This is a genomic window from Acetobacter sp. AAB5 (assembly GCF_050106715.1).
GTDB lineage: Bacteria > Pseudomonadota > Alphaproteobacteria > Acetobacterales > Acetobacteraceae > Acetobacter > Acetobacter oryzifermentans.
This window is the reverse complement of the sequence record NZ_JBNIEW010000015.1, coordinates 1-25,716: the sequence shown is the minus strand read 5'-3', so window position 1 is coordinate 25,716 and position 25,716 is coordinate 1. Positions and strand designations below refer to the sequence as shown.

General features: G+C 50.1%; 22 protein-coding genes, 1 tRNA gene and 1 riboswitch. Of the genes, 8 read left to right on the top strand and 15 right to left on the bottom strand.

The window, feature by feature from the left end; genetic code table 11:
• Positions 1 to 7 precede the first annotated feature (7 nt).
• Genes ACP7IZ_RS12280 through ACP7IZ_RS12260 form a run of 5 tightly spaced genes read right to left on the bottom strand, consistent with a single transcriptional unit; the run spans position 8 to position 8,579 of the window.
• Complete coding sequence (locus tag ACP7IZ_RS12280) at positions 8 to 1,210, bottom strand: acetate/propionate family kinase (RefSeq protein WP_426849468.1); 1,203 nt, start codon at positions 1,208 to 1,210, stop codon at positions 8 to 10.
• A 29-nt stretch (positions 1,211 to 1,239) separates the two neighbouring features.
• Entirely contained in the window at positions 1,240 to 2,256 is a 1,017-nt protein-coding gene (locus ACP7IZ_RS12275; RefSeq protein WP_426849466.1) for a bifunctional enoyl-CoA hydratase/phosphate acetyltransferase, read from the bottom strand.
• An 8-nt stretch (positions 2,257 to 2,264) separates the two neighbouring features.
• On the bottom strand, positions 2,265 to 3,275 hold the full coding sequence (locus ACP7IZ_RS12270; protein WP_426849464.1) for a dihydroorotate dehydrogenase-like protein: 1,011 nt from the start codon (positions 3,273 to 3,275) through the stop codon (positions 2,265 to 2,267).
• Positions 3,276 to 3,292: 17 nt separating this feature from the next.
• Complete coding sequence (gene nifJ, locus ACP7IZ_RS12265; RefSeq protein WP_426849462.1) at positions 3,293 to 6,880, bottom strand: pyruvate:ferredoxin (flavodoxin) oxidoreductase; 3,588 nt, start codon at positions 6,878 to 6,880, stop codon at positions 3,293 to 3,295.
• A 1-nt stretch (position 6,881) separates the two neighbouring features.
• Positions 6,882 to 8,579: an NAD(P)-binding protein gene (locus tag ACP7IZ_RS12260; protein ID WP_426849460.1), complete on the bottom strand. Its 1,698-nt coding sequence runs from the start codon at positions 8,577 to 8,579 to the stop codon at positions 6,882 to 6,884.
• A gap of 682 nt (positions 8,580 to 9,261) precedes the next feature.
• On the opposite strand from ACP7IZ_RS12260, the gene ACP7IZ_RS12255 reads away from it, so the two are divergent.
• A complete protein-coding gene (locus tag ACP7IZ_RS12255; RefSeq protein WP_426849459.1) occupies positions 9,262 to 9,936 on the top strand; it encodes a TetR/AcrR family transcriptional regulator in 675 nt (224 codons plus the stop codon).
• Positions 9,937 to 9,945: 9 nt separating this feature from the next.
• Here the strand turns inward: ACP7IZ_RS12255 and ACP7IZ_RS12250 are convergent, their stop codons facing one another.
• Complete coding sequence (locus ACP7IZ_RS12250; protein ID WP_426849458.1) at positions 9,946 to 10,536, bottom strand: manganese efflux pump MntP family protein; 591 nt, start codon at positions 10,534 to 10,536, stop codon at positions 9,946 to 9,948.
• A gap of 6 nt (positions 10,537 to 10,542) precedes the next feature.
• Positions 10,543 to 10,722: riboswitch (yybP-ykoY riboswitch) on the bottom strand.
• 178 nt (positions 10,723 to 10,900) lie between these two features.
• On the opposite strand from ACP7IZ_RS12250, the gene ACP7IZ_RS12245 reads away from it, so the two are divergent.
• On the top strand, positions 10,901 to 11,512 hold the full coding sequence (locus ACP7IZ_RS12245) for a glutathione S-transferase family protein (RefSeq protein ID WP_426849457.1): 612 nt from the start codon (positions 10,901 to 10,903) through the stop codon (positions 11,510 to 11,512).
• Positions 11,513 to 11,533: 21 nt separating this feature from the next.
• On the opposite strand, the gene fdhD is transcribed toward ACP7IZ_RS12245, so the two are convergent.
• A complete protein-coding gene (gene fdhD, locus ACP7IZ_RS12240; protein WP_426849455.1) occupies positions 11,534 to 12,376 on the bottom strand; it encodes a formate dehydrogenase accessory sulfurtransferase FdhD in 843 nt (280 codons plus the stop codon).
• On the bottom strand, positions 12,376 to 13,005 hold the full coding sequence (mobA, locus tag ACP7IZ_RS12235) for a molybdenum cofactor guanylyltransferase (RefSeq protein WP_426849453.1): 630 nt from the start codon (positions 13,003 to 13,005) through the stop codon (positions 12,376 to 12,378). The genes fdhD and mobA overlap by 1 nt, the downstream gene beginning before the upstream one ends.
• A gap of 107 nt (positions 13,006 to 13,112) precedes the next feature.
• On the opposite strand from mobA, the gene mobB reads away from it, so the two are divergent.
• On the top strand, positions 13,113 to 13,643 hold the full coding sequence (gene mobB, locus ACP7IZ_RS12230; protein ID WP_426849451.1) for a molybdopterin-guanine dinucleotide biosynthesis protein B: 531 nt from the start codon (positions 13,113 to 13,115) through the stop codon (positions 13,641 to 13,643).
• On the opposite strand, the gene ACP7IZ_RS12225 is transcribed toward mobB, so the two are convergent.
• From ACP7IZ_RS12225 to ACP7IZ_RS12200, 6 genes are all read right to left on the bottom strand, one after another.
• Positions 13,640 to 14,899: a molybdopterin molybdotransferase MoeA gene (locus ACP7IZ_RS12225; RefSeq protein WP_426849449.1), complete on the bottom strand. Its 1,260-nt coding sequence runs from the start codon at positions 14,897 to 14,899 to the stop codon at positions 13,640 to 13,642. The genes mobB and ACP7IZ_RS12225 overlap by 4 nt on opposite strands.
• 7 nt (positions 14,900 to 14,906) lie before the next feature.
• On the bottom strand, positions 14,907 to 15,830 hold the full coding sequence (fdhE, locus tag ACP7IZ_RS12220) for a formate dehydrogenase accessory protein FdhE (RefSeq protein ID WP_426849448.1): 924 nt from the start codon (positions 15,828 to 15,830) through the stop codon (positions 14,907 to 14,909).
• Entirely contained in the window at positions 15,830 to 16,483 is a 654-nt protein-coding gene (locus tag ACP7IZ_RS12215; protein WP_426849447.1) for a formate dehydrogenase subunit gamma, read from the bottom strand. The genes fdhE and ACP7IZ_RS12215 overlap by 1 nt, the downstream gene beginning before the upstream one ends.
• Complete coding sequence (gene fdxH / locus ACP7IZ_RS12210; protein ID WP_426849445.1) at positions 16,483 to 17,418, bottom strand: formate dehydrogenase subunit beta; 936 nt, start codon at positions 17,416 to 17,418, stop codon at positions 16,483 to 16,485. The genes ACP7IZ_RS12215 and fdxH overlap by 1 nt, the downstream gene beginning before the upstream one ends.
• Positions 17,419 to 17,427: 9 nt before the next feature.
• Positions 17,428 to 20,481 (bottom strand): formate dehydrogenase-N subunit alpha, encoded by a 3,054-nt coding sequence (fdnG, locus tag ACP7IZ_RS12205; RefSeq protein ID WP_426849443.1) that lies wholly within the window; start codon positions 20,479 to 20,481, stop codon positions 17,428 to 17,430.
• 371 nt (positions 20,482 to 20,852) lie between these two features.
• Positions 20,853 to 20,926: transfer RNA gene (locus ACP7IZ_RS12200), tRNA-Gln, on the bottom strand.
• Between the two features lie 193 nt (positions 20,927 to 21,119).
• Here ACP7IZ_RS12200 and ACP7IZ_RS12195 point away from each other — a divergent pair.
• Both ACP7IZ_RS12195 and ACP7IZ_RS12190 read left to right on the top strand, forming a co-directional pair.
• Positions 21,120 to 22,244 carry a Ppx/GppA phosphatase family protein gene (locus tag ACP7IZ_RS12195; protein WP_426849442.1) on the top strand — a complete coding sequence of 375 codons (1,125 nt, stop codon included), beginning with the start codon at positions 21,120 to 21,122 and terminating at the stop codon, positions 22,242 to 22,244.
• Positions 22,241 to 23,032 carry an RlmE family RNA methyltransferase gene (locus ACP7IZ_RS12190; protein WP_426849440.1) on the top strand — a complete coding sequence of 264 codons (792 nt, stop codon included), beginning with the start codon at positions 22,241 to 22,243 and terminating at the stop codon, positions 23,030 to 23,032. The genes ACP7IZ_RS12195 and ACP7IZ_RS12190 overlap by 4 nt, the downstream gene beginning before the upstream one ends.
• 23 nt (positions 23,033 to 23,055) lie before the next feature.
• Here ACP7IZ_RS12190 and ACP7IZ_RS12185 read toward each other — a convergent pair whose 3' ends face one another.
• Positions 23,056 to 23,949, bottom strand: a complete 894-nt coding sequence (locus ACP7IZ_RS12185; RefSeq protein WP_426849438.1) for an ROK family protein — start codon at positions 23,947 to 23,949, stop codon at positions 23,056 to 23,058.
• A 115-nt stretch (positions 23,950 to 24,064) separates the two neighbouring features.
• On the opposite strand from ACP7IZ_RS12185, the gene ACP7IZ_RS12180 reads away from it, so the two are divergent.
• The 3 genes from ACP7IZ_RS12180 to ACP7IZ_RS12170 all read left to right on the top strand — a co-directional run bounded on the left by ACP7IZ_RS12180 (position 24,065) and on the right by ACP7IZ_RS12170 (position 25,582).
• A complete protein-coding gene (locus ACP7IZ_RS12180; protein WP_003625422.1) occupies positions 24,065 to 24,316 on the top strand; it encodes a sulfurtransferase TusA family protein in 252 nt (83 codons plus the stop codon).
• A 71-nt stretch (positions 24,317 to 24,387) separates the two neighbouring features.
• Positions 24,388 to 24,642 carry an exodeoxyribonuclease VII small subunit gene (locus tag ACP7IZ_RS12175; protein ID WP_003630879.1) on the top strand — a complete coding sequence of 85 codons (255 nt, stop codon included), beginning with the start codon at positions 24,388 to 24,390 and terminating at the stop codon, positions 24,640 to 24,642.
• A gap of 1 nt (position 24,643) precedes the next feature.
• Entirely contained in the window at positions 24,644 to 25,582 is a 939-nt protein-coding gene (locus tag ACP7IZ_RS12170) for a polyprenyl synthetase family protein (RefSeq protein WP_426849436.1), read from the top strand.
• Positions 25,583 to 25,716: the final 134 nt, after the last annotated feature.

The following is a 25,716-nucleotide window of genomic DNA, read 5'->3' as shown; positions in this document are numbered from 1 at the left end:
TTTAAATCTATTTTCCTGAATCAAGAAAAGGAAGAACACTGCGGTAGATTTGTAGTTCTTCATTTGTAGGTATGACGCGAACTTTTATTTTACTACCTGCTCCGCTGATAACCTGCGCATGGGCGGCATTGGCGGTTTCATCAATCTGCACACCCATCCATGCCAGCGCCTCGCACACATCGGTACGCAAATTCTGATCATGCTCACCAATACCTGCGGTAAAAACTATGCCGTCCAAACCACCCATAATGGCAGTTAATGCCCCAATTTCCTGCACAATCCTATACACAAACAGCCCGAGCGCTTCTGAAATATTCTTACGCTGCACGGCATCCTGACTTTGCGCCAATGTTGCACGCAAAATACGCATATCGGACGATATGCCCGAAACTCCCAAAAGCCCCGATTGATGATAAAGCGTGCTGACCAGAGTTTTCCAATCCGCTTTTTCAGATTGAACCATGTAAAGCAATGCGCCCGGATCTATCGCCCCGCAGCGCGTGCCCATCATCAACCCATCCAGAGCAGAAAACCCCATGGTTGTTTCCAAACTTTTGCCTGCCCGCAATGCACACAAGCTGGCGCCACTTCCCAGATGCGCAATAATAGTACGCCCCTGCGCCAGTTCAGGATCAACCTCTGCCAATTGGCCCGCAATATAGCTGTATGAAATGCCATGAAACCCGTAACGGCGAATACCATGATCTGCATAACGGCGCGGAAGCGGTAACAGGCGCGCCATTTCCGGAATAGTTTGATGAAAGGTGGTATCAAAACAGGCCACCTGCAAAATATCAGGACGCTTTTCAAAAATAGCTTTTGCAGGAGCCAACGTGGCCGCCTGATGCAGCGGATCAAACGGTGTAAGTTTATCTAATTGCTTAAGCGTATCCAGCGTAATTTTAACGGGTTGCAGAAATTCTGCCCCGCCATGCACAATCCGATGCCCTACAGCCCTTACCTGCCCTTGGCCGGAATATTGCTCAAACCAATGGAAAAGATGGCTGAAAATATGCAATCCCGTTTCCTGCCATTTTTCCTGAGCAAGAAGCTTCCCCTCCGCATCTTTGGCTGTAAACTGAGAATAATCAGGAAACTCCTCAATTTCTCCATGCAGTAGAACCTGCGGATCTCGCGTGCCTGAAAAAGCGTAAATCGTCAGCTTCAGGCTTGAAGAACCACTATTAAAAACAACAACTACATCCTGCACGGATACTTTTCCTTGTTATAAGGCGACGTTCAGCCCTGCCCACCGGCAAGATGATGAGCATAAAGCGCCCCAATGGCTATGGAAGCCAGACGCGCCTGTACACTGTTTGCTCGACTGGTGAGTAATACGGGAACGGCTGCCCCCAGAACAATGCCTGCGGAATCTGCGCCAGACATAAAAATCATGTTTTTTGCCAGCATATTACCGGATTCCAGATCCGGGGCCACCAGAATTTGCGCACGTCCTGCTACGGGTGAAACAATGTTTTTTATTTTTGCGGCCTCAATACTTACGGCGTTATCCATCGCTAAGGGGCCGTCCAGAACACCCCCTTGTATTTGCCCGCGCTCTGCCATCTTGCATAAACATGCGGCATCAACTGTTCCGGGTATTTTGGAATTAACCGTTTCCACCGCAGAAAGAATAGCAACGCGTGGGGCACCCAAACCCAACCCGTTGTGTAGGTCTATCGCATTTTGAACAATATCGCGCTTTACATCCAGATCCGGGAAAATATTGATGGCTGCATCTGTTACAAACAGTAAATCTTTATACCCGGGTACAGCCAATACAAAAACATGGCTAATACGCCTGTTGGTGCGTAAACCACTCTCGGCCTCAACAATTGCATGCATAAAAACATCTGTATGCAGGCTGCCTTTCATTAACGCTTTTACGCGCCCTTCCCTTACCAAAGCCGTTGCTTTCTGGGCAGCTTCTGCTGGTGTTGTGGCATCAATAAAAACAGCCTTATCCAATGCAATACCACTTGCCTGTGCCACAGATACGATTGCGCTTTTATCACCTATCAAGACAGGCTCTATAATATTCCGTTGTGCCGCATCCATAGCGCCTTCAAGGGCATGTTGTTCACACGGCCAGACAATACCGACAGGCACCTGCCCCGGCAATTGAACAGCGCGTGAGACCAATTGCTCAAATGCCTGATGGCTGGTTGGCGCTGAACTGCCCGGCATTTCCGCAGTATCATGCGTATATTGTGAAGTTTGCGTCTTGCTGGGAAGGATCTTGTGCATATCATTCATCTTCACAATTATCCGGCAATATCGGTGAAATGAGCAGATAAAATGTGCCTATACTGCGTGCGCAAAAAATCTTCAGCTTGGGTTGCTGTGCCTCTGGCTGCCATGCGCCCTTTAAATTCCTTTACAGCCCCCAGTTTCTGCACAGACATCCATTCACGCAGTTCTTCCAGAAGGGTTGAGATATAGCTTGGCCCCTGCTGCAACAGCACGGATGTCACCAGTGCTACATCAGCCCCAGCCAGCAGGCATTTGGCAACATCCGTGCCGGAATGCACGCCACCAGAAATGGCCAAATCAGCCTGACAATGTTCTGAAAGCAGCGCGGCCCACATCAGCGGAAGCCGTAATTCGTAAGCAGAACTGGGAATAAAATCCACCTCTGCGCTATCTGTTAAGGAACGCAACCCCGGCTCATAAAAACTGTTGAACAGAACAATACCTTCCGCTCCGTTTTCCGATAGTCGCTTCACCATATTGCCTAGTGAGCTGAAAAAGGGAGAAAGCTTAACGCTGACCGGAACCTTAACCTGCGCTCGTACATCCCGTAATATCTGTATGCAACGTTCTTCCACCTGCGCGCCTGTTTCATCCGGATTGGTTGGAACATGCCAGAAGTTCAGCTCTATTGCAGCAGCCCCCGCCTGCTCCATATCCTTGGCAAAACGCAGCCAGCCCGCTGGTGTGCAACCATTCAGGCTGGCAATAATAGGCACGCCCGCCCTTTCTGACGCACTGCGCAACACAGCCAGCCTTCCATCCAGCGGAGAAGCATGAGGCATGACAGGAAAATACCCTGCCGCTTCTGGGTGAGAGTTTTCTCCCGTTTCCCACAGAGCAGCTTCTGCCAGTTCCTGCGCCCGAATGTCCTCCTCAAACACAGAGGCCATAACAATGGCAGAAGCCCCGGCATCTGCCACTCGCAAAATACCTTCCAAATCTGCCGTTAACGGAGATGCAGAAGCCACAACGGGATGAGCCAATTCCAGCCCAAGATAGTGTGTACGAATATCCATGACCATAATGCTCCCGTATCGCCTCAGTTCACATCTTCCCAATGCGGAAGGAAGCGGCTGCCATCACGGGCGGCCATATCTTCGTAAATCCGGTAACGCTCGCTGGCTGCCGCCTGCGCCTGATGCAACAAATGCGCGGCACTTTGTGGGTGCGTACGAGTAAGCGTTTTGTAGCGCAGTTCCCGATACGCATAATCTTCCAATGGAATACGTGGGCGGGTTGAATCAAGCCGGAACGGATTAAGCCCACTTTTGCGCATGGTGGGGTCAAACCGGAACAACGGCCAATACCCTGATGCCACGGCACGAGCCTGTTGCTTCATACCCGTGCGCATATCTATGCCATGAGCAATACACTGCGAATACGCCAGAATAAGAGATGGCCCTTCATACGCTTCTGCTTCTCGCATTGCGATAATAGCCTGCTCTGGATTAGCCCCTAGTGCAATCTGGGCCACATACACATTGCCGTAAGCAATGGTCTGCAAGGCCAGATCCTTCCGCGGCACACGTTTGCCGGCAGCAGCAAATTTAGCTGCAGCCCCCAAAGGCGTTGCCTTGGAGGATTGCCCGCCCGTGTTGGAGTACACCTCCGTATCCAGCACAATCACGTTTACATTACGCCCTTGAGCCAACACATGGTCTAGGCCGCCGTAATCAATATCGTACGCCCAGCCATCGCCTCCAACAATCCAGATAGAACGTCGGATCAGAAAATCTGCCACAGAAAGTAACATGGCGGCATCAGGTGTGTTTACACCCTCTAACTTGCTACGCAGCGCGCCTACACGCTCACGCTGCAGCGCAAATTCACTTTCTGTTATCTGGGGCGCATTCAGGATAGCCGTTGCCAGATCCTGCCCCACTACCTGAGCCTGTTTTTGCAACAACTGCCGAGCCAAAGATTCCTGCTTATCTGCGGCCAGACGAAAGCCAAGGCCAAATTCTGCATTGTCTTCAAACAACGAGTTCGACCACGCAACCCCGCGCCCCTGTGCATTGGCTTTCCATGCATGTGCGGGTGTATTGCCCGCATAAATGGATGAACAACCTGTGGCATTGGCAATCTGCAACCTATCTCCAAACAGTTGGGAGATCAGTTTCAGGTAAGGTGTTTCACCACATCCTGCGCATGCTCCACTGAATTCGAATAGAGGTTCCAAAAACTGCACGCCGCGTACGTTGGCTTCGTTAATGGCTGCCCGGTTTACTTCTGGAAGATGTTCAAAAAACGCAATATTCCCACGTTCCTGTTCCAGAATAGGCAATTTTTCTCCCATGTTGATGGCACGCGTTTTACCATCTGGGCTGATTTCCGGGCAGTTTTCAACACACACACCACAGCCTGTGCAGTCCTCCACATAAAACTGGAGTGTAAAGCGGGCATCTGGGTAACCACGGGCATTCACCGGAGCTGATTTGAATCTTGCTGGAGCGCCTGTCAGATCCTTGTCTTCGTAAGTTTTGGCACGAATGACACTATGAGGGCATACAATACTACACTGGCCGCACTGGATACATGTATCCGGGTTCCAGATTGGCACTTCTACGGCAATATTTCGCTTTTCGTACTGCGTTGTCCCACCGGGGAAAGTGCCATCTGCCGGAATATGACTTACAGGAATACTCTCGCCCCTGCCCGCCATAATTTCTGCGGTCACCTGCTGCACAAACAATGGCGCTGATGGAGGCACAACCGGCGGCATGGGCAATGTGCCATCGGCCTTGGCTGGCACAGCAACTTCATGCAGCGCCGCTACAGCGGCATCTACTGCACGGAAGTTAAGCTGCACAATGCTATCACCCTTTGCGCCATATGTTTTCTGAATAGACTTTTTAATTTCTGTAATGGCTTCATCAGATGGCAAAACGTTGGAGAGATGGAAGAAGCATGTTTGCAAAATAGTATTAACGCGTGGCCCCAAGCCAAGCTTAAGCGCAACGTCTGAGGCATCAATCACAAAAAACCGCAGCTTTTTATGAACGATCTGATCCTGCACTTTACGCGGCAGCTGCTCCCAAACCTTATCTGCCGCGTAGGGGCTGTTCAGCAGAAAAGTAGCTCCATTATTAGCCGCGCCCAAAATATCGCGCCGAAACAGAAAATCGAACTTATGGCAGGCTACAAAGTCAGCATGCCGGATAAGGTAAGGTGCCTGAATGGGAGATTTGCCAAAGCGCAGATGAGATGCTGTTTCTGCCCCAGACTTGTGGGAATCATAATCAAAATAAGCCTGAGCATACCAGCCCGGTTTTTCGCTTAGAATTTTAACACTGTTCTTATTAGCCCCAACTGTGCCATCCGCACCAAGGCCATAAAACAGGCAGCGCACTGTGCTTTCTGGTTCTATGTCAAAAGTTTCATCATATTCCAGATGAGTATGGGAAACGTCATCAATAATCCCCACCGTAAAATGGTTTTTGGGTGTGGGCTTCTTCAATTCATCAAAAACGGCTCGCGCCATGCCCGGGCTGAAATCACGCGAGGAAAGCCCATAGCGCCCACCAATTACGCGCGGCATATGCGAGAACTGGCCATTCCCTACCCCTTCTGCCAGCACGCTCACAATATCTGCATGCAAAGGCTCCATAGGGGCGCCGGGCTCTTTTGTCCGATCCAGCACAGCAATGAATTTTACACTTGCTGGCAAGGCTTTTAAAAAATGCTCCGCAGAAAATGGCCGGAACAGGCGCACCTGCAACGCCCCCACTTTTTCGCCATGCGCGTTCAGCCATTTTGCAGTTTCCCGCACCACTTCCGAACCAGACCCCATGGAAATAACCACACGTTCTGCATCTGGCGCACCTGTGTAATAAAACAGATCGTATTGGCGGCCTGTTAGCGATGCAAACTTATCCATGGCTTCCTGCACAATGGCAGGCACACGTTCGTAAAATGGATTAACCGCTTCTCTGGTTTGGAAATAGGTATCTGGGTTTTGCCACGTCCCGCGGATAAACGGATGTTCCGGGTTAAGCGCCCTTTGCCGATGCGCATGCACCAGCCGATCATCTATCATCTGGCGGATAACATTATCCGACACCACAGAAAGGCTGTTGTATTCGTGCGAAGTGCGGAAGCCATCTGCAAAATGGATAAAAGGAATACGTGCAGCCAAAGTGGCTGCCTGTGCAACCAGCGCCAGATCGTGAGATTCCTGCACAGACCCCGCACCCAGCATAGCAAACCCTGTTGTACGGGCTGCCATGATATCCTGATGATCACCAAAAATAGAAGAAGCACCCGCAGCTAATGCACGCGCTGCCACATAGAACACAGTTGATGTGAGCTCACCTGCAATTTTGAACATGTTGGGCAGCATGAGCATAAGGCCCTGAGAGGCCGTAAAGGTTGTGGTGAGTGCCCCGGTTTGCAAAGCACCATGCACACACCCGGCAGCGCCGCCTTCTGCCTGCATTTCCTGCACAACGGGCACTTCTCCCCAGATATTCTGCACGCCTTGGTCAGACCACGTATCTGCTAGTTCTGCCATAGGGGAAGACGGCGTAATGGGGTAAATCGCGCAAACTTCGTTCACACGATAAGCAATATGCGCAACAGATGTATTGCCATCCATTGTCTGGAGTTGTTCGGCCATGACATTCTCCATTTTATGCACGCACCTTGAAGCGTGTAGGCATAATTAGCTCACCTAAACTTCCCTTTGTTGGCGTGGCCTCTACTGGTTCAGGGTCCATCTCAATGGCATGGCAGGGGCACTGTTCTGCACAAACTGCGCAGCCGGTACACAGGTCCATGGCAACCGCATATCCCTTCCCCACTCCTAGCCGCGTAATGGCTTGTTCGGGGCAAGAGGCATAACAATTGTCGCATTCAAAACAATTGCCACAGGAAAGGCATCTACCGGCTTCATAACGTGCTGTTTTTTCATCCAACCCGGCGAATATTTCGTCAAACCCGGCCCGTTCCGTTAAGGGGCGCTCGGGCTGCTTGCTTCGGTCTGCCTGCGCGTAATCTGGCAGGTGCAGCATATCGAATGAGACAAGCGGGTGTGCCGCAGGGTGCACATAATGACGCCCGGCCAAATAAGCATCTATGGCACGTGCTGCAAGCTTGCCGTGGCCTGTTGCGGTTGTCATGGTGCGTGCGCCACCTATGCAATCTCCGCCGGCAAAAATGCCATCCTGCCCAGTCATGAGCGTTGAGGCATCTACAGCAACCGTATCATTTTTACTTATGGTGATAGCTGGGGCTGTTTTAAGCAAAGCCAGATCACTATGCTCTCCAACGGCCATAACCACTGCATCCGCTGGCAAATGTGTTGTCTGCCCCGTTGGGGTGATGCTGCCATCTGGGTTCATGGTCACTTTTTCAACCGTGACCCCATCTGCACCAAAATGGTCTGCAACGCTTAACCATTCAATTTTAACCCCTTCTGCAAAGGCTGCATCTGCTTCGCTCGGCAGGGCTTCCATGTGCTTGGGGTCATAACGGAAAATTAGAACCGCATCTTTGGCGCCCAAACGTTCTGCTGTACGGGCGGCATCCATTGCCACGTTACCTCCGCCAACAATAGCAACGCTGCGGCCCAACTGGGGCTTTTCACCTTTGCTCACATCATCCAGCAAGCTCACGGCATCCACCAGTTTTTTACCATCCGTTGCGGGAATATTCAGATGGTTGGCTAACTGGGCCCCTACGGCCACAAACACGGCATCAAACCCGCCTTGCTGACGCGCTTGAGAAATATCATCAACCCGCACACCACATCGCAGCGTAACACCCGGCATAGACGTTATTCTGGCAATTTCATCTTTCAGAGGTTGCCTCGGCAATCTGTAGGCCGGGATGCCGTGCATCATCATCCCACCCGGCTCTGCTGCGGCTTCACGTATTTCAACCTGATGCCCCAATCTGGCAAGATGATAAGCGCAGGAAAGCCCTGCTGGCCCACTGCCTATAATCAGCACCTTTTTGCCCGTGGATGGAGCAGACTGAAAACGCCAACCATGCTGCACTGCTAAATCACCTAAAAAGCGCTCTACAGCATGAATGGAAACCGCATCATCCAAATTTCCCCGGTTACAGCCACCTTCGCACGGATGGTAGCAGGCTCTGCCGTGTACTGCTGGCATCGGGTTATTTTCTGTAAGTGCGTGCCATGCTTTTTCGTAATCTCCAGCCTGTGCATGCGCCAACCAACCTTGAATATCCTCCCCCGCAGGACAGGCGTGGTTACAAGGCGGCAAAAAGTGTTTGTAAACAGGTCTTTGCCATCGAGAACTCCCAACACCTCTACGTGTTGTATCCTGCATGACCTGTGTCATGTCGTGCAGCTTTATAGTCATGTAGGTTCTCTCCCGACCCCGTGGCCATTTTAAAGTGGCCATGCGCATGCAACGCACATTTACGGAACAGATTTCTGAAACACATGCGTGAACCGTAATGCGCTTTGTGCAGGAAGACAAAAATCGAATAATCCGTCAACTTTAAATTGATGAAAACATCTTCTTATTTAAATTATTTTTCTTGCAAATAATTTTCATTAAAAATTATTTTTCGGAAATAGTTCCTATTCATAAAGAAAATAAGAACCAAAATAGTGCTGTATTTTAAAAATGATAATTTGACATATTATTCATTTTTTATGGTTTTCCACAAAACGCATTTTCAACACTCAATTCCGGACAAGAAGGCTGCAACGATGCAGGCACCAAACCCTAACGACCGCCTCTTTTTTGATGAACACCATAAAATGGATCATGACTGGAAACAGTTATTTAAATACAAACCAATTGTAAGAATTAAAATAATTAATGAAAATAATATATCAATTTAATGCTTAATTTGTAATGTTTTTTGTTTTTTTATTTCTTTTCATGTTGGTTTTTTGATTGATGGAAATATTACACTCCCCCATACGATGTATTAAAAAATATCTCTTTTTTTAATCTTATTTTATTGCCGCTTTCAGACGGAGGAATTTTACTGTAAACAAAGAGCGAGAAGGACACTGGAGTTTGTAAAAAATTGACGGAACACCCGCAAAAGCCCGTTACCAAGGCTAAACCAACAACAACCAGACCCAAAAAGTCCTATCGCGCTTCTCAAAAACGCGAAATGACACGCGCATTCAAGCAAGACGCCTTTGAAAGCGCGGCATGGAAAGTTTTTTCTGGCATTGGCTTAGATGCAGCGACGGTTAGAGATATTGTTGCTCTTAGCAATGTCTCTCCCGGCAGTTTCTATAATTATTACAAAACCAAAGAAGCCATTTTTGATATTATCCTCGTAAAAGTTGCGCAGCGCGTAAGAGGCGCAGCACGCCAGGCACGAAGCGAGGAAGATGATCTGGATGCAATGCTCCAGAAAAGTCAGTGTGCAGCTTTTCGGGAACTTCTCAGCATTCATGGTGCTCCGCATTTTCTGGAGCTGAATCAGCACCATATCAGAGCCAAGCTCTTTAATATGAGTGAAACACGGGAAATGCTGGATGACCTGAAGCAGAACCTGCTCAGGCTGGTCCCCATGAAAAACACATCTCCCGAACGCATGGATTTTATTGCAGCCGCTGTTTTAACAACAGCTCTGGAAGGGTTGCTGTATATTGCGCGCAACCCTTTGGTTGATATTGATCAAACCTCCCGGCTTACAGCGGGTATGGCAGCGGCAGGTATCCGTGCCGCTGCGGCTGCTGTCGGCTAATTTTTTATCTTACCCAGCAGCAGAGGTAAGATGTGTGTATAGGATAGAGCAGCCAATAAGCATAAGCGCTATCCCACCACAGATTTCTGCATAGCGGCCAATCCACACGCTGGCATGCCGCCCTAGCATAACCCCTGCCGTTGCCATAACCGTGGTAACGGCACCAATAACCAAGCAGGCCGATAAAATATTCACCTGCATAACGCCCAAGCTCACCCCTACCGCTGTTGCATCTATGCTGGTTGCCAAAGCCGTTCCAACCAACCCCAACACGCCACGGCTTACAGCTTTGGGCTGTTCAACTTCAGTCGCTTCTTCTGATGTATCTTTCATTGCCAAGCGGATCATGTTGCCACCAATACCGCAGAGCAGTGCAAAAGCTATCCAATGGTCTACTGCGGCAATCCACGTGCTTAAAGCTAACCCCAGCACCCAACCTACAACAGGGGTAATGGCCTCAAAAAACCCGAACACGGCACCAATACGCAGGGCATCATTCCAACGTGCGTGTTTAGCACTGGCCCCCTTGCCAACCGCAGCAGCAAAAGCATCCACAGAAAGGGAAAGCCCCAAAACGCCAAGTGTGAAAATACCAGTCATGAGCTTGTCCAAGGGCCGCAAAACGCAAAACAGCACGCACCGCCCCCGGCCACAGTTGAGGCAATGATGCCGTTGGTCTTGCTGGGCGTTTTTTCTAAAACGCTGTCTCCGCCATGGCCTGCTGGCCAAGTGTGTTGACGAAGACCCCTCTACAACAGAGGGTGGCTACTCCCCAATGAACGGAGCCTCTGTATCAATATCGCTGGTGTTCCGCAAGAGCCTGAAAAACCGAAGGCTTTCACGCAACATATGAGGCGTTCATGATAATTCGAAATAAGAAGGTGAACGCTGAGCAAAAACAGCCGTTAATATGCTGAAGCCAAATTCCGCGTGACATAAACTCGATAAAAAGGACAAAAACACTATGATAAAATTATATTACACTCCGGGTGCCTGCTCTTTAGCATCGCATATTATTTTAAATGAAACACGCCTGCCCTTCGGTCTGGAAAAAGTAAACCTGAAAACCAAGACATTGGAAGATGGCCGAGATTATCTTAAGATCAACCCACGTGGTGCTGTTCCTGCCATCGAAATTTCACCCGGCGTAGTGCTTACTCAAAACGTGGCTATTCTACCCTATATTGGCAACCTTTCTGATATTGCCGCCTTCCGGCCAGCAGAAGGCTCATTAGATCGCTCACGTCTGCTGGAAGCTCTGGGTTTTTGTGAAGATGTGCATAGTGCTTTTGGTATGCTTTTCACCCCTGATCTGCCTGATACCACACGCGCACTTTGCCAAAAAACAGTAACCCGGCGGTTGGAACAACTTGAACAATTGTTGGAAAGCAATGGCACAGACTATTTACTTCCTGCTGGGTTTAGCCAGCCAGATGCCCTTATGGCCGTGATTTTAAGCTGGGCCGCCCCTTTGGATATTGATCTTGCCGCTTACCCCAAAGCACGCGCATTACGAGATAAAGTGTTCAACCGCCCAGCCACACAGGCTGCCCTTAAAGCAGAAGGTTTAGTGTAAGCCTGCAACTCTCCTGCCCCGCTAGATACTTTCTTGATCCTGTGGGGCAGGAGAAACCATATACATGCCGGTTGCACGTGCTGGAGAAATCAACACCAATCCTGCGGCACGCGCGGTACGCACAGCAAGCGCGGTAGGTGCAGAAAGAGACACCACGGCGGACATGCCAGCAGCAACAGCTTTTGCTGCCATCTCATAAGAACAGCGGCTCGTTAAAAAACAAAATCCCTGCGTGAAATCTAGTTGATGCCTGAGCCCATACCCTATCAGCTTATCCAAGGCATTATGGCGGCCAACGTCCTCTCGCATATGCACAATATGCCCATTAGGCAAACACCACGCGGCAGCATGCAGCATACCAACGCCTTTATTCAAAACCTGATGGTTTCGTAAGTTTTCCAATGCTTTATGGATTGCGTTTGCATCCGGCTCCTGCCCTATTACACCACATCTTTTACGGTTTGTTATGCTTTCCATATCGGCACCACAAATCCCGCATCCTGTCCGCCCTGCTATCGGGCGGCGCGTGCGTGCCAACACCCTGCGCAAGGATTCTGCATTTACGCGCACATCAGCCCGCAAGCTATCAGACTGTGCTGTTATTTTTATTTGTCGTAAATCTGCATCGGAAGAAATAACATCTTCTGTAAAAGAAAACCCTACAATAAAATCATATACATCATGCGGTGTTATCATCATTACCGCATAATCAATACCATTATATATCAACGCGAGAGGTGTTTCCTCTGCAACCATAAGCGTGTTGTGCTCTCGTGTCACAACTGCGCTTTCATGCCCTTGCGGCCAGCTTATTCGCTCTGCTTCATACGGAAGCGCTACAGGAAAGGATATATCTTCTGCCATTACCCATGCCCTCCTGCGGTATCAACGTTACGCACAGAAGCGTAAGATTTTTGCGCATGCATAAGATCTTCAGGCGTGTTGATATTCATAAAAGGATCCATTCCCTCTATCAGAGGAAAATCTACAGCGCGTGCCTTCAAAACATGGGCAAGTGTACGCACACGTGTTTGATGCTTTTTATTCTCCGCCGTTAGAAAAGATAACTGTGCTGCCAACACTGGCTTGGCAGAAACAGGCCATGCAGCCACCAATGGATGAGATTGCTCTCCACAACAGGCATACGAAGGGGCTGGCACAAGTGCAGCCACAAGCCCTACAGGAATAAACGGCGTATCCACCGGTATTGTTATGAGCGTATCGTAACCGCACTTTTCTGCCCATTCCAACCCGCTTAACACCCCAGCTAATGGCCCTACATTATGTATGCTGTCTGGCAAAACAGGGCATTGCCAGGCACTAAAGCGTGCAAAATCACCATTAGCGCTAATAGCTACGGCGCTGCATTCCTGCAGCAACCGTGCAAAAACACGATCTAGAGAAAAGCCATTCCCTGTATCCAAAAATGCCTTATCCTGCCCATGCATTCGGCGCGCCTGTCCGCCTGCCAACACCAGTCCGGCTATTTTCATGCCCATTCCACCCTTTTGGAAAATATCTTTCTTGTTGATTCTAGTTTTTACTTTTTACACATTCTAAAATCTAAAGGATTTTTATATGTCTTACTGGTTTTGCAAACATGGCTTCTCAACGTACGCAGCTTATTTTTGGCATTATCGGCCGCAGTGGGGCCGGTAAAACGCATTTAATATCACGGTTGCTTCCTGCTTTTTGTCATCTTGGTTTGCGCGTCTCAACAATCAAGCACACGCATCATGGTGTAGATATGGACAAACCCGGTAAAGATACGTTTGTACACAGGCAAAATGGCGCTACGGAAGTAATGCTAGCTACCCCTGAACGATGGGTGCTTCAGCATGAATGCAATACCCTCCCCACTATAGCTGATTTGCTCCAGCGTATGGAACCGGTAGATCTGGTACTGATAGAAGGCTTTCATGCAACGATACCTACATGCATGGAAGTATGGAGACCCGCCATAGGGAAAACCCCTTTATTCCCGCAAACGCCGGGAGTTATTGCTGTGGCATCTGACAATTCCAACATACCAAATATTCCAAACAATCTTACTGTTCTAGATCTGAATGATACGATGGCTATTACAGCATATATTCGTGCGCACGCTTATGCGTTTAAATTACCAAACTAATCTGTAAAACGTATCATCTGACACATATCCCCCACCTGTAGAGTTTCACCAGCCGAGACTTTCACAAAACCGGTAGCCCGTGTGAGACAAAGAATATCAGAGGCCCCAACAGACGGCACAAGGCTAATAAGGTTTTCTCCTTTATTTTCTGTAAAATGCACTGGCAGAAAACAGGTTGTATCTGTTGCCGCAGCATAAGAAAAACGGCTTTGGCCTTCTGTTGCTATACTTGCATTTTCCTCCTGTTTTTCACCCGCCAGACAACGCAAAAATGGCACAACAAACAGTTGCGCACATATAGCTGCCGCCCCTGGATTGCCGGGCAGACAGAATACCATTTTCTGGCCGAACTGCATGACTGTCATGGGCTTGCCGGGACGTATTTTAACACGTCGAAAAAGACATTTAGCCCCCATCTGTTTAAGGACAGACAAAACATGATCAGTCTGCCCAACAGAAATACCGCCTGTGGTGATAAGAATATCAGCTTCCTGCACGCACTGATAAAGGAGTTTATGTAAATCTTTCGCACTGTCTGAGCCACATACATAACGCGTCACCAATGCACCTTTACTTTGCAGCATTGCTGCTAATAACTGTGTATTCAGCTCCGTTCGGTAATCTGTTGCTGTTGCGCCAAATTCTGCTCCGTTGGCCACAACACACATTTTGGGGCGTTTATATACAGCTACCTGTTCCTTACCTTGGTGCGCCAATATAGGTAAATGCCGCCAATCCAGTTTTTGGCCGTGTTCGAGCAGCATATCACCTTTACAGAACTCCTCCCCCTTCCGCCGAATGTTCAAACCACTTCGGGCGTTCTGTTCCCGCAGATGTACACGTCCATCCGTTATGGATGCGCGTTCCTGCGCCACAACACAATCAGCCCCTACAGGAAGGCGTGCCCCCGTAAGAATGCTGCACGCAACATCTTGACCCAAGGGGGGTGGAGTATCCCCCGCCGCTATTTGCCCAGCAAGAGGCAGGCCTGTGTTCCCCGCTTTTTCCATATCAGCACAACGGAAGGCATACCCATCCATTGCTGAAATATCAGCTTCTGGGCGAGGCATCACGGCCCTTACATCCTCTGCAAGAATACGCCCATCTGCCTGCGCAATAGATACAAACTCTATTGGAAGTAATGGTATGTTTTGCATGCAAGCGGCAAGAAGTGCTTGTGCCTCATCATACCCCACCATATCTGGTGCTGTGCATTTTTGTTCTGGAGTAGCTGAGGCTAATAAAGAACCAACCATACAGCCATTATCCCGGAAATGAGAACGGATTCAAACCTGCGCGCGAAAACCCCTGCTGTTCTACGGCTGTATCCAAAGCAAAGCTATCCAGATCATCTGCAACGGCATCCAGATCCGGCTTATAATCCAACCGAAAAACCTTCAGATATGTTTTGCAATCTCCACAGCTTTCGATTTGAACCGGGGCTTTTAAATCTTCAAATGTCCAGTGTTCAACATGAGCAGATGCACCACATTCCACGCAGATGCCACGCACTCTGTGCCAACGTGTCTCACACAAACTGCACTGAAGGTAACGTAACCCCTCACGGTCTCCGCCCAATACAAGGCTGGCTACCGGCTGGGCACCACAACAAGGGCATAATCTGGCCTCTCCAACAGGTTGTGTCTGCTGAATATATCTCTGGTCCTGCCCAACAGCCTGCGCCCAAGAAACAGATAAAGCGGCCCATAGTATAACGGCCAACCCGGCATCAACCTGCGTATAATTCCCGCGCAACAGGTGGACGGCGGACTTTTTTAAAGCCGGTATATCCTGCCTGTAGCTTTCCAACATTATGCGTGTTTCTTCTGGAACAACAGACTTTACTTGCTGTACCAAAAATAAAAACGCCTGTTGCCAGTATGGTATTGCCAGCAACAACTTTTCAAGCTGATCTTGATCATATCCCTGTTTTGGCAAAGCACGAATAACAGAAACATCTGCCACACTCAGCGGCATATGTTTCAAAATCTGCTGCTGTGCCACAACAAGATGAGAAAGAAATTTAAAATATCCTCCCTCTGCCTCACCCAGTTGCTCTGCCAGCAGACGTAGCCGTTTTTCCCTGCGGGTATATACGGCTTCCAGCACCGGAAAAATCAGTGGCTCAATAGCCTGCACGCCCGGCGTGCGTTTATCCAGCGGAACAATATCGGTTTCAGCACGCATCAATGTGGCCGCTTTGCAGAAGATGTTTCAGCGGGCAATACTTCATCTTCATACCACCTATCATGATGCTGCCGTGCCCACGCACGCGATACGTAGCCTGTAATCATACCGCCAATAGAACCCCGCACCCATATGCCCATATAGATATGCCCCAACACCAACAGAATAAGCCCAAGCCCTGCAACAGAATGCGCCAGCAAAGCCAGCCGCACTACAGGGATGGGAAAATACATAGCAAAATAGGCGCGCCAGATTATTAACCCACTTACCAGAAGCAGGCTGATAAGTGACATAATGCCCCAGAACAATATCTTCTGGCCTGCATTGTATTTGCCGATCTGTAATTTCTCACCATGCTTGTTCATCAGCACATCAACAATATGGCGAAACCACGTGATATCTGTGCGCACAAACAGGTTGTGGTGCACAAAGCGCACGCACATACACATCAGCAATACAAATACTGTTATACCAAGAAACGGGTGTAGCAACCGCGCCATCTGTGGTGGCCCAAGCACATACCCAAGCCAGTTCAGGCTAGGAAAAAACCACGAGATTCCAGAAAGCGCGACCAGAAAAAAACAGGCAACCATTGTCCAATGGCAAAGCCGATCCATAAACTTTGTGCGCAGAATAAGATTTTTGGTATCCATTACGCATCACTCCCGTTCTGGTCCGGCTTTTCATCTGCCGCCACCCGTTCCTGTTCAGAAACCTTCGGCAATGTTTCATCCGTGGTATTGGGGCCAACGGCCATGTAATGCGCAAAAGCACCTGCCAACGTGGCAACAAAGCCAAGCGCACCAACCGGTTTCAGCCATTCCTTCCAGCCACGCACAACCGGGCTGATATGAGGTTCGGCTGGCAGCCTGTGATAAAGGGTTGGATTATCGGCATGGGTCAGCACGTACATAACGTGTGTACCGCCTACGCCCGGCGGATCATACAATCCTGCACCTTCATGCCCACGACTTTTAAGATCTTCCACACGCGTTGCGGCCAGATCTTTCATGTCTGCCTTGGAACCAAAAGATATAGCGCCGGTCGGGCAGGTTTTTACGCAAGCAGGTTCCTGCCCTACAGCAACCCTATCTGCGCATAAAGTGCATTTATAAGCCTTGTTATCTTTTGTATTGATACGCGGAATATCAAACGGGCACCCCGCAATACAATACCCACAACCAATGCATTGTTCAGACTGAAAATCCACAATGCCGTTGGCAAACTGCAAAATAGCACCCGGGCTTGGGCAGGCCTTCAGGCAGCCCGGGTCCTCACAGTGCATACATCCTTCCTTGCGCAGCAACCATTCCAGCTTGCCCCCCTCATCCTCCACTTCATCAAAGCGAATGACGGTCCATGTTTCTGCTGTTAGGTCGGCGGGGTTGTCATACACCCCTACGTTGTGACCAACCTCGTCCCTCAGATCATTCCATTCCGAACAGGCAACCTGGCACCCCTTGCACCCCGTGCAGAGAGAAACGTCAATTAGTTTGGCAACTTCCTGCTCATGCCGTCGCGCCTGAGGTGATGGTGTAAGCCCATTGGTGGCGGAACGGCGAATGATGTCCTGTGACTGCATGCTCATCAGCGCACCTCAGACTTTTTCAACATTAACAAGGAAGGCCTTGAACTCTGGGGTTTGAGAGTTTGCATCGCCCATGGCTGGTGTCAGCGTATTGGCTAAAAAGCCTTTACGTGTGGCGCCCTTAAAGCCCCAATGGCAGGGCACCCCAACCTGATCGACTTCCTGCCCCATCACATTCAGGCGTTTAAGCCGCTTGGTGACTACTGCCTTGGCCTCGATATACCCACGGCGAGAAGACACGCGCACCGTATCACCCGCAGCAATGCCAAGTTTGCCAGCAAGACGTTCCCCTATTTCCACAAACTGCTCTGGCTGCATAATGGCGTTTAGATGTGAATGCTTTGTCCAATGCCGAAACAGCTCTGTAATGGAATAAGTTGTGGCCACATACGGAAACTCTGAAGGGTTGCCCATACGCGGTATTTCATCTGCAAATTGTCGGGCCACTGGGTTGTGCCGCACTTTGCTCCCCAACGCTGGCGCCAGTACCGGGCTTTCTGTTGGCTCATAATGTTCGGGGAAAGGCCCATCTACCAACGATGCCCCCGCAAACAGACGGCTTACACCTTCACTTTGCATAATAAATGGCCCAACACCGCTACCCGGCGGAGATGTAAGCGGATAATCAGGCACATCTGCCCCGCCCCAACGCTGGCCATTCCATTCAATAATCTTGCGGCGCGGGTCCCACGGGCGGCCCTGTGGGTCCAACGATGCACGGTTGTAAAGCAAGCGCCTGTTTGCAGGCCAAGCCCATGCCCAACCCGGTGTATTGCCCAGGCCTGTATCCGTATTATCGCGCCGCGCCATCTGGTTGCCAGCCTCTGTCCATGAACCAGCAAATACCCAGCAATAGCTGGCTGTTGTGCCATCATCTTTCAGCACAGAAAAATCAGGCAGCAGTTCCCCTTTTCTGACAACCACCTTGCCTGTGGCATCCTGAATATCTGCCAACGCATAACCATTAGCTTCCTGCGCCACTTCCTCTGGCGTAGGATCTTCCGGGTCTTTGTAGTTCCACTGCATATTTAGAACGGGTTCTGGGCATATCCCCCCTTCCTTCGCGTACAAAGCGCGCAACTTGGTAAAGATGGTGCCCAGAATGCGTCCATCATTCCACGCCTCTCCCGGTGGGAGCGTGCCTGCGTAATGCCACTGCAGCCAACGTGCAGAATTCACCACCGAACCATTTTCTTCTGCAAAACAGGAAGAAGGCAGGCGGAAAACTTCTGTCTGGATATCTTCAGGCCTTACATCATTGTAAACACCCTCGTTCTGCCAGAAATTGGATGTTTCTGTATCCAGCGGATCAATTGTTACAAGGAAACGCAATTTAGCTAAGCCATCACGCATACGGTTTTTATCCGGCATGGCAGCAAGCGGGTTAAAGCCCTGCGCAATGTAACCGTTGACCTTGCCTTGCTGCATACGTTCAAAATAGGCCAGCATATCGTAACTGCGGTCCCACTTTGGCAGCCAATCATACCCCCAGTTATTGGAAGCTGTAGCGTGATCCCCCCATAGGGTTTTCATCAGGCTTACAAAAAACTTGGGCGCATTATGCCAATAATTAACCTCCTTGGGCTCATCCGCTTTTGGAGTAACCGCCAGCAGGTAGGCATCCAATGTTTGCTGGTTGTCTTTAGGCAGATTCATATACCCAGGCAGACGCGTTGAAAGCAGCCCAAGGTCCGTATAACCCTGAATGTTGGAATGCCCACGCAGAGCATTCAGGCCGCCACCGGGCATCCCCACGTTACCCAACAGCATTTGCACCATAGATGCCGCACGAATGATCTGAGATCCGTTGGTGTGATGGGTCCAACCCAGAGCGAACAGGAACGTAGACGTACGATCTGGCACACTCGTAGATGCCAGTGTTTCACATACATGCAGAAAATCTTTTTCCGGCGTGCCCGTAATCTGGGAAACAAGCTCTGGCGTATAGCGGCTAGTATAGTTGCGTAAAAGATTTAGAACACAACGTGGATTCTGGAATGTTGGGTCCTGCTTGACAAACCCTTGTTCATCGCGCTCGTAATCCCACGAAGTTGTATTGTAGCTGCGCGTAGCAGCATCATACCCCGTGAACAGACCTTCATGAAACTGAAAGTCTTCACGCACTATCAACGCGGCGTTTGTGTAGGCTTTTACATATTCATGCTGAATTTTATCGTGCGTCAGCAGATAATTGATAACACCCAACATAAAAGCGGCATCAGAACCCGCACGAATTGGCGCATAAAAATCTGCAACGGCTGCACTTCGGTTAAACCGTGGATCAACCACCATAACCTGGGCACCATTACGGGTTTTGGCTTCCATAACCCATTTAAAACCAACAGGATGCGCCTCTGCTGGGTTGCCGCCCATAATCAGAACAACATTGGCGTTTTTGATATCCACCCAATTGTTGGTCATTGCGCCACGGCCAAAGCTGGCACCCAATGCAGAAACCGTAGGCGCATGACAAAGCCGTGCCTGACAATCCAGCCCCAGAATACCCAACGCCCGCGCAAACTTAAAATCCAGCAGTCCGGTTTCATTACTGGCGGCAGAAGATGCCAGCATACCTGTGCTCAGCCAGCGGTTAACCAATTCACCTTTTTCATTCCGCTGAATAAAATTCTTATCCCGATCATCCTTTAAAAGGCGGGCAATGCGGTCAGTCGCTTCTTGCCAGCTTATGCGCTTCCACTCTCGGCTTCCGGGGGCACGGTAAGAAGGATATTGCAGGCGTGTTTCACTGTGAATGAAATCCACCAACCCCGCACCTTTTGGGCACAAAGAACCACGGCTGACGGGATGGTCTGGATCACCTTCAATATGAAAGATGCTGGGCTTGGCATTTTTAGCGCCATCCCCCAATGAATACATAAGCAACCCGCACCCAACCGAACAATAAGTGCAGTTGTTGCGGGTTTCCTTGGCACGCAGCAGCTTGTACTGGCGCGTTTCTTGCGCCAAAGCTTTAACTGGCGACACAAAACCAAGCGCAACAGCACTGGCACCCGCCACACATGCGCCAGTATTCCGCAAAAACTCTCTGCGCCCCAAGGCCATGTAAACCACCCTGATGTTTTATTAAAAAACCGAATGAAGGTTATCTACATTTCCCTCACTGAAGCGTCTTTGATCCGGATCACATTATTTTATCTTTTAACTATATTTATAATTATATAGATATCTAACAGCTTAATTATACATCTTATGTTTATTAAATATTTAATTTAAAACTGCACAAAAACCAATGAATACTGCATATCCAAACACAGCATCATGCACAGAAAAACAAGAGAGTTATTTTGTTTTTCTGGATGAAATTTCTGTCTGTTCTCAAACATTACTTAGAAAACAAGTAGGATCGCAACACCAACGGATATTGGTATTGAGAACTATTACTTGATATAAATACTTATTTTTTCAGGAGAGATTGGCTGGGGGACCTGGATTCGAACCAGGGCTGACCGGGTCAGAGCCGGTAGTTCTACCGCTAAACTATCCCCCAGCAAACTGGGCCTTACAGAAGCTCTTAAAGAGCGTTCCCGTTCGGTGAGGCTCATCTAGCATTCCACTTCAGAGCGCGCAACCCCTTTTTCCAAAAGAATTTTCATTTTGTCACATATTTGTCTTGCTCCCTGCGCGTGAGAGCCCAAAATAAGAAACAATATGGTTTAACCTCTTGTTTAAGGACCGGACAGATGGATCGTCCCCCCTCCTGGACCGGCCGGTCTGGCAGATTTGTGTCGGCCTCTCCACCCTATAGTGGAGAGGAAGATCTTTTTGCCGCGCTCGATCTGGGAACAAATAACTGCCGCTTAATGGTTGCAACCCAAACAGCAGGTGGATTTAGGGTTGTAGATAGTTATAGCCGTATGGTGCGGCTTGGAGAAGGCCTGCATCACACCGGAAAACTGCATAAAGCTGCCATGGAACGCACTATGGAAGCACTGCAAACATGCGCAGAACGTTTAAGCAGATGGCCTGTTCGAGAAATTCGCGCTGTGGCGACAGAAGCATGCCGACGCGCAGAAAACGGACAAACCTTTCTTCAGCAGGTTCACCAGCAAACGGGATTTGATATCAAGATCATTTCCGGGCGGGAAGAAGCCTGCCTTGCGGTAGAAAGCTGCGCCAATCTGCTACACAACCCACGCTTTGGGCCACCCCGCAATCGGGCTTTACTGTTTGATATTGGCGGCGGTTCAACCGAAATTGCATGGGTGCGCACAGATTCCACGCGTCAGACAGAAGAACTCATCGGCTATCTCAGCTTGCCGGTTGGCGTCATCACACTTTCCGAGCAGTTTGGCCACGCATACAGCACGGATGATCGGGCTTACCGTAAAATGGTGGAGCATACGCGCCACCATCTGCGTGAATTTGAGAACGTCTATCGAATCAAACCGGAAATCAGACGCAAACAAACACGCCTGATAGGTACCAGCGGTACAGTCACAACACTTGCCAGCCTTATCTTAAATTTGCCGCGCTATGCACGTGCAGCTGTAGATGGCTCCCTTCTCCCGGCATCCAGCGCCAGATTGGCTGTGCGTACTTTGCAAAAAATGGGTGCTGATGGCATTGCCCGCCACCCATGCATTGGCCCGGATCGTGCACCTTTTGTTTTGCCCGGCTGTGCCATCTTTGAGGCCATTCATGATGTCTGGCCAGTAGAAGATATTATTGTTGCAGACAGAGGGCTGCGCGATGGCATGGTTTTGCGTATGATCCGCGGCAAATCGGGTATGGCTTCTCGCCGCAATCGTGCGTCTTTATCTATTCCCCCTCACCTTCGCCACTCCATGCAGGCAACAGGCTTATGACTGAAAAGAAAAACCTCCCCACTGGCAGCTCAACGTTGCGCGTGCCTGGCCGTGCCCGCAAGAGCAGCGCAACACCCGGCAGCCGTTTAGTGCAAAACGATTCTGATGCTCCGCAAAAAATGCGTGCGCAATCGGTTTCATTACGCACAGCACGAGGCCGCACGACAGCCCAGCAACGCTGGCTCTCTCGGCAATTGAATGATCCTTACGTGCAAGCCGCACATAAACAGGGCTGGCGTTCGCGCGCGGCGTTCAAGCTGATTGAACTTGATGATCGCTTCCACCTTATTCGCCCTGGCATGCGCATTGTAGACCTTGGCGCAGCCCCCGGTGGATGGACTCAGGTTCTGGTTAAACGCGGCGCGGCGCAAGTTGTAGGGGTAGATCTTCTGCCCGTGGAACCCGTAACCGGTGCAGAAATTATTGAAGGCGATTTTACAGACCCAGAAATGGATGCACGCCTTATTTCCATGCTGGGCGGCAAAGCTGATCTGGTTGTCTCTGACATGGCCCCCAATACAACGGGCCACGCCCCAACAGACCATGTGCGGATTATTGGGTTAGCAGAAGAAGCCTTACACTTTGCTTTTGATATTCTGGCAGAAGGCGGTGGATTTGTTGCTAAGGTGTTTCAGGGAGGCTCCGAAAAAGCCATGCTCAACACCATGAAACAGGCCTTTACGCAGGTTCGGCACGCCAAACCGCCTGCAAGCCGTAAAGATTCCAGCGAACTTTACGTGGTTGCAACCGGGTTTCGTCCAGACCGCATCAATACGCAGACCGCATAGTTTCTACACGGTCTGCGGCCTTTTTAACCCCAAAGCCAAGCAGCACCTCTTACGCCTGAGCTGTCACCGTGCTTGTTTTTCAACAACTCTGTCTTGCACTCAGGCGTAATCACATAGCGCTTCATAACATCCGGCACACGTTCATACAGGCAGTTCAGGTTTGAAACCCCGCCGCCCAGAACAATTGCATCCGGATCAATAATATTCACGATAAGAGCGCAGGCGCGGCCCAGCCTATCTACATACAAATCCAAGGCGCGTTGGGCTGCAACATCACCAGCGGCGGCCGCATCCTCAATACCCTGCACGCTGCGGTTCCCCGGCCCTTTCCAAGCTTCGGCCAAAGCTGGCCCGCATAGAAAACGCTCCAGACAACCCGAATTGCCACAAAAACATTTTGGCATGGGGAACTCATCTTCCCTCACCCACGGCAAAGGTGTGTGCCCCCATTCTCCGGCAATATCATGCAAGCCTTTTAAGGGCTTGCCATCAACAATAATACCGCCGCCCATGCCGGAACCAAGAATCACACCAAACACCACATGGCGTCCGGCTGCGGCTCCATCTGTTGCTTCCGATAAAGCAAAGCAGTTGGCATCATTTTCAACACGAACGGGAAACCCTAAAACATCCTGCAAATCATCTGCAAAAGGTTGACCGTTCAGCCATGTCGCATTCGCATTTTTTACAAGGCGGGTATGCGCATCTACAGCACCGGGAATGCCAACCCCAACAGTGGCATACGGATTTGTGCGGCTATGCGCATCATCAACCAATTTTTTCACGTCATTTAGCAAGCCCTGATACGTGCCAGGGTTGCTAACACGATGCCGCAAAACCACCTGCCCTTCGGCATCAAGAGCGACGATTTCGATCTTGGTGCCCCCAATATCGATTCCCAGACGGTAGTCCGACATACTTTTAACCTGCTGTTTTTATTAAACTTTTAACAGAATGTTTCCTGTTGCAAAAGAAAGTGGCACACTTTGCAAACAACATGCCACCAACCCCTTACGGCAGGAACCAGCCAAGATGAATGAAACTGTTCTTGACGCACGCGGGCTTAATTGTCCACTTCCCGTGCTCAAGGCCAACCGTGTTCTCCGAACCATGCAACCAGGAGAGCGGCTTCGAATATTAGCAACAGACCGCGCTTCCATAACCGATTTTCAGGTATTCTGCCGTGAGACCGGCCATGCCCTTATCGCTTTTACGGATGAAAACAGCGTATTCTGTTTTACCGTAAAATGCCGCGCCAGCGCGCCTGCAAACAAGCCAAACTAAAAAAATCCTGCCTGCCACACACCACCCAAGACTTGGCAGACCCCTGCATATCGGGCTATTGCCTGCCCCTCATGACGGATAGGAACCCCCGCGCCATGTCGGACAACATCAAATCACTGTCTTTCGAAGATGCGCTTTCCGAGCTGGAAAAAATTGTGCGCGGCTTGGAAGGTGGGCAGCTAAAGCTGGAAGATGCAATAACGGCCTATGAACGCGGGGCTGCCCTACGGCAACATTGTGAGGCCAAGCTTAGCGAGGCTGAAGCCCGCGTGCAGGCGATCGTGCAGCGTTCTGATGGAACGCTGAACATGAAACCTATGGACTGAGATGTCGATGACAAACCCGACACACCCTTCTATCAATCGTGCATCAGATAATGGCGCCCTGCTTAAGCAGGATATGGGTGCGCGCGCCCGTGTCATTGAACACACGATTGATACTTTGCTTCCCCCTACGACAGGAGGCGATGCGCGGCTGATCGAAGCCATGCGCTACGCGACACTTGGGGGAGGCAAGCGGTTACGTGGTTATCTTGCCATTGTAACGGCCAGCCTTTTTGGCGTTCCAGAAAGCCAGTCCGCACGCGTCGCTGCCTCTGTTGAAATGCTGCACGCTTACTCCCTCGTACATGATGATCTTCCAGCCATGGATGATGATGATATGCGGCGGGGCCAGCCTTCGACACACCGCAAGTTTGATGAAGCCACAGCCATTCTGGCTGGAGATGCCCTTCAGACCAAAGCATTCGAAATTCTGGCCGCCAGCCAGACCCATGCGGATGCAAACGTGCGTATTGATCTGATTTCCGCTTTTGCCGAAGCGTCTGGCGCTGCTGGCATGGTGGGCGGCCAGATGATCGATATGGAAGGTGAAGGCCGCGCACTCCCTCTTGCAGAAGTCCGCCATCTCCACGCACTTAAAACCGGCTGCCTAATCCGTTATTCTGCAGAATCTGGCGCTATTTTGGGGCAGGCATCTCCTGATCTGCGCCGCCGCCTGCGCTCCTATGGCGCAAATATTGGCGCAGCCTTCCAGATTGCAGATGACGTTCTGGACGCAACAGCCACGGCAGAAGAATTGGGCAAGACCGCAGGTAAGGATGAAGCCTCTGGCAAGTCCACCTTCGTGGCCCTGCTCGGTATTGAAGGTGCTAAAGCAGAAGCGCTGCGCGTAACAGAAGAAGCCATTGCCGATCTGGAACCCTTTGGCGCACAGGCAGATCGTCTGCGTGATCTGGCCTATTATGTGATCGAACGGAAAAACTGAACTCATGACCAATCAGCCCCACACTTCACCGATTCCGACGTTAGGGCGTTTTCCTGCGCTGGACCGGGTTGAGTATCCGGCGGACCTGCGCAATCTCTCGGTTGAGCAGCTTAAGCAGGTTGCGGATGAACTGC

Excerpts from the sequence above, each read along its gene's own strand:
- ACP7IZ_RS12275 (WP_426849466.1), bottom strand. The coding sequence starts at position 2,256 with ATGAATGATATGCACAAGATCCTTCCCAGCAAGACGCAAACTTCACAA.
- ACP7IZ_RS12270 (WP_426849464.1), bottom strand. The coding sequence starts at position 3,275 with ATGGTCATGGATATTCGTACACACTATCTTGGGCTGGAATTGGCTCAT.
- nifJ (WP_426849462.1), bottom strand. The coding sequence starts at position 6,880 with ATGGAGAATGTCATGGCCGAACAACTCCAGACAATGGATGGCAATACA.
- ACP7IZ_RS12260 (WP_426849460.1), bottom strand. The coding sequence starts at position 8,579 with ATGACTATAAAGCTGCACGACATGACACAGGTCATGCAGGATACAACA.
- ACP7IZ_RS12250 (WP_426849458.1), bottom strand. The coding sequence starts at position 10,536 with ATGACTGGTATTTTCACACTTGGCGTTTTGGGGCTTTCCCTTTCTGTG.
- ACP7IZ_RS12245 (WP_426849457.1), top strand. The coding sequence starts at position 10,901 with ATGATAAAATTATATTACACTCCGGGTGCCTGCTCTTTAGCATCGCAT.
- fdhD (WP_426849455.1), bottom strand. The coding sequence starts at position 12,376 with ATGGCAGAAGATATATCCTTTCCTGTAGCGCTTCCGTATGAAGCAGAG.
- mobA (WP_426849453.1), bottom strand. The coding sequence starts at position 13,005 with ATGAAAATAGCCGGACTGGTGTTGGCAGGCGGACAGGCGCGCCGAATG.
- mobB (WP_426849451.1), top strand. The coding sequence starts at position 13,113 with ATGGCTTCTCAACGTACGCAGCTTATTTTTGGCATTATCGGCCGCAGT.
- ACP7IZ_RS12225 (WP_426849449.1), bottom strand. The coding sequence starts at position 14,899 with ATGGTTGGTTCTTTATTAGCCTCAGCTACTCCAGAACAAAAATGCACA.
- fdhE (WP_426849448.1), bottom strand. The coding sequence starts at position 15,830 with ATGCGTGCTGAAACCGATATTGTTCCGCTGGATAAACGCACGCCGGGC.
- ACP7IZ_RS12215 (WP_426849447.1), bottom strand. The coding sequence starts at position 16,483 with ATGGATACCAAAAATCTTATTCTGCGCACAAAGTTTATGGATCGGCTT.
- fdxH (WP_426849445.1), bottom strand. The coding sequence starts at position 17,418 with ATGAGCATGCAGTCACAGGACATCATTCGCCGTTCCGCCACCAATGGG.
- fdnG (WP_426849443.1), bottom strand. The coding sequence starts at position 20,481 with ATGGCCTTGGGGCGCAGAGAGTTTTTGCGGAATACTGGCGCATGTGTG.
- ACP7IZ_RS12195 (WP_426849442.1), top strand. The coding sequence starts at position 21,120 with ATGGATCGTCCCCCCTCCTGGACCGGCCGGTCTGGCAGATTTGTGTCG.
- ACP7IZ_RS12190 (WP_426849440.1), top strand. The coding sequence starts at position 22,241 with ATGACTGAAAAGAAAAACCTCCCCACTGGCAGCTCAACGTTGCGCGTG.
- ACP7IZ_RS12185 (WP_426849438.1), bottom strand. The coding sequence starts at position 23,949 with ATGTCGGACTACCGTCTGGGAATCGATATTGGGGGCACCAAGATCGAA.
- ACP7IZ_RS12180 (WP_003625422.1), top strand. The coding sequence starts at position 24,065 with ATGAATGAAACTGTTCTTGACGCACGCGGGCTTAATTGTCCACTTCCC.
- ACP7IZ_RS12175 (WP_003630879.1), top strand. The coding sequence starts at position 24,388 with ATGACGGATAGGAACCCCCGCGCCATGTCGGACAACATCAAATCACTG.
- ACP7IZ_RS12170 (WP_426849436.1), top strand. The coding sequence starts at position 24,644 with ATGTCGATGACAAACCCGACACACCCTTCTATCAATCGTGCATCAGAT.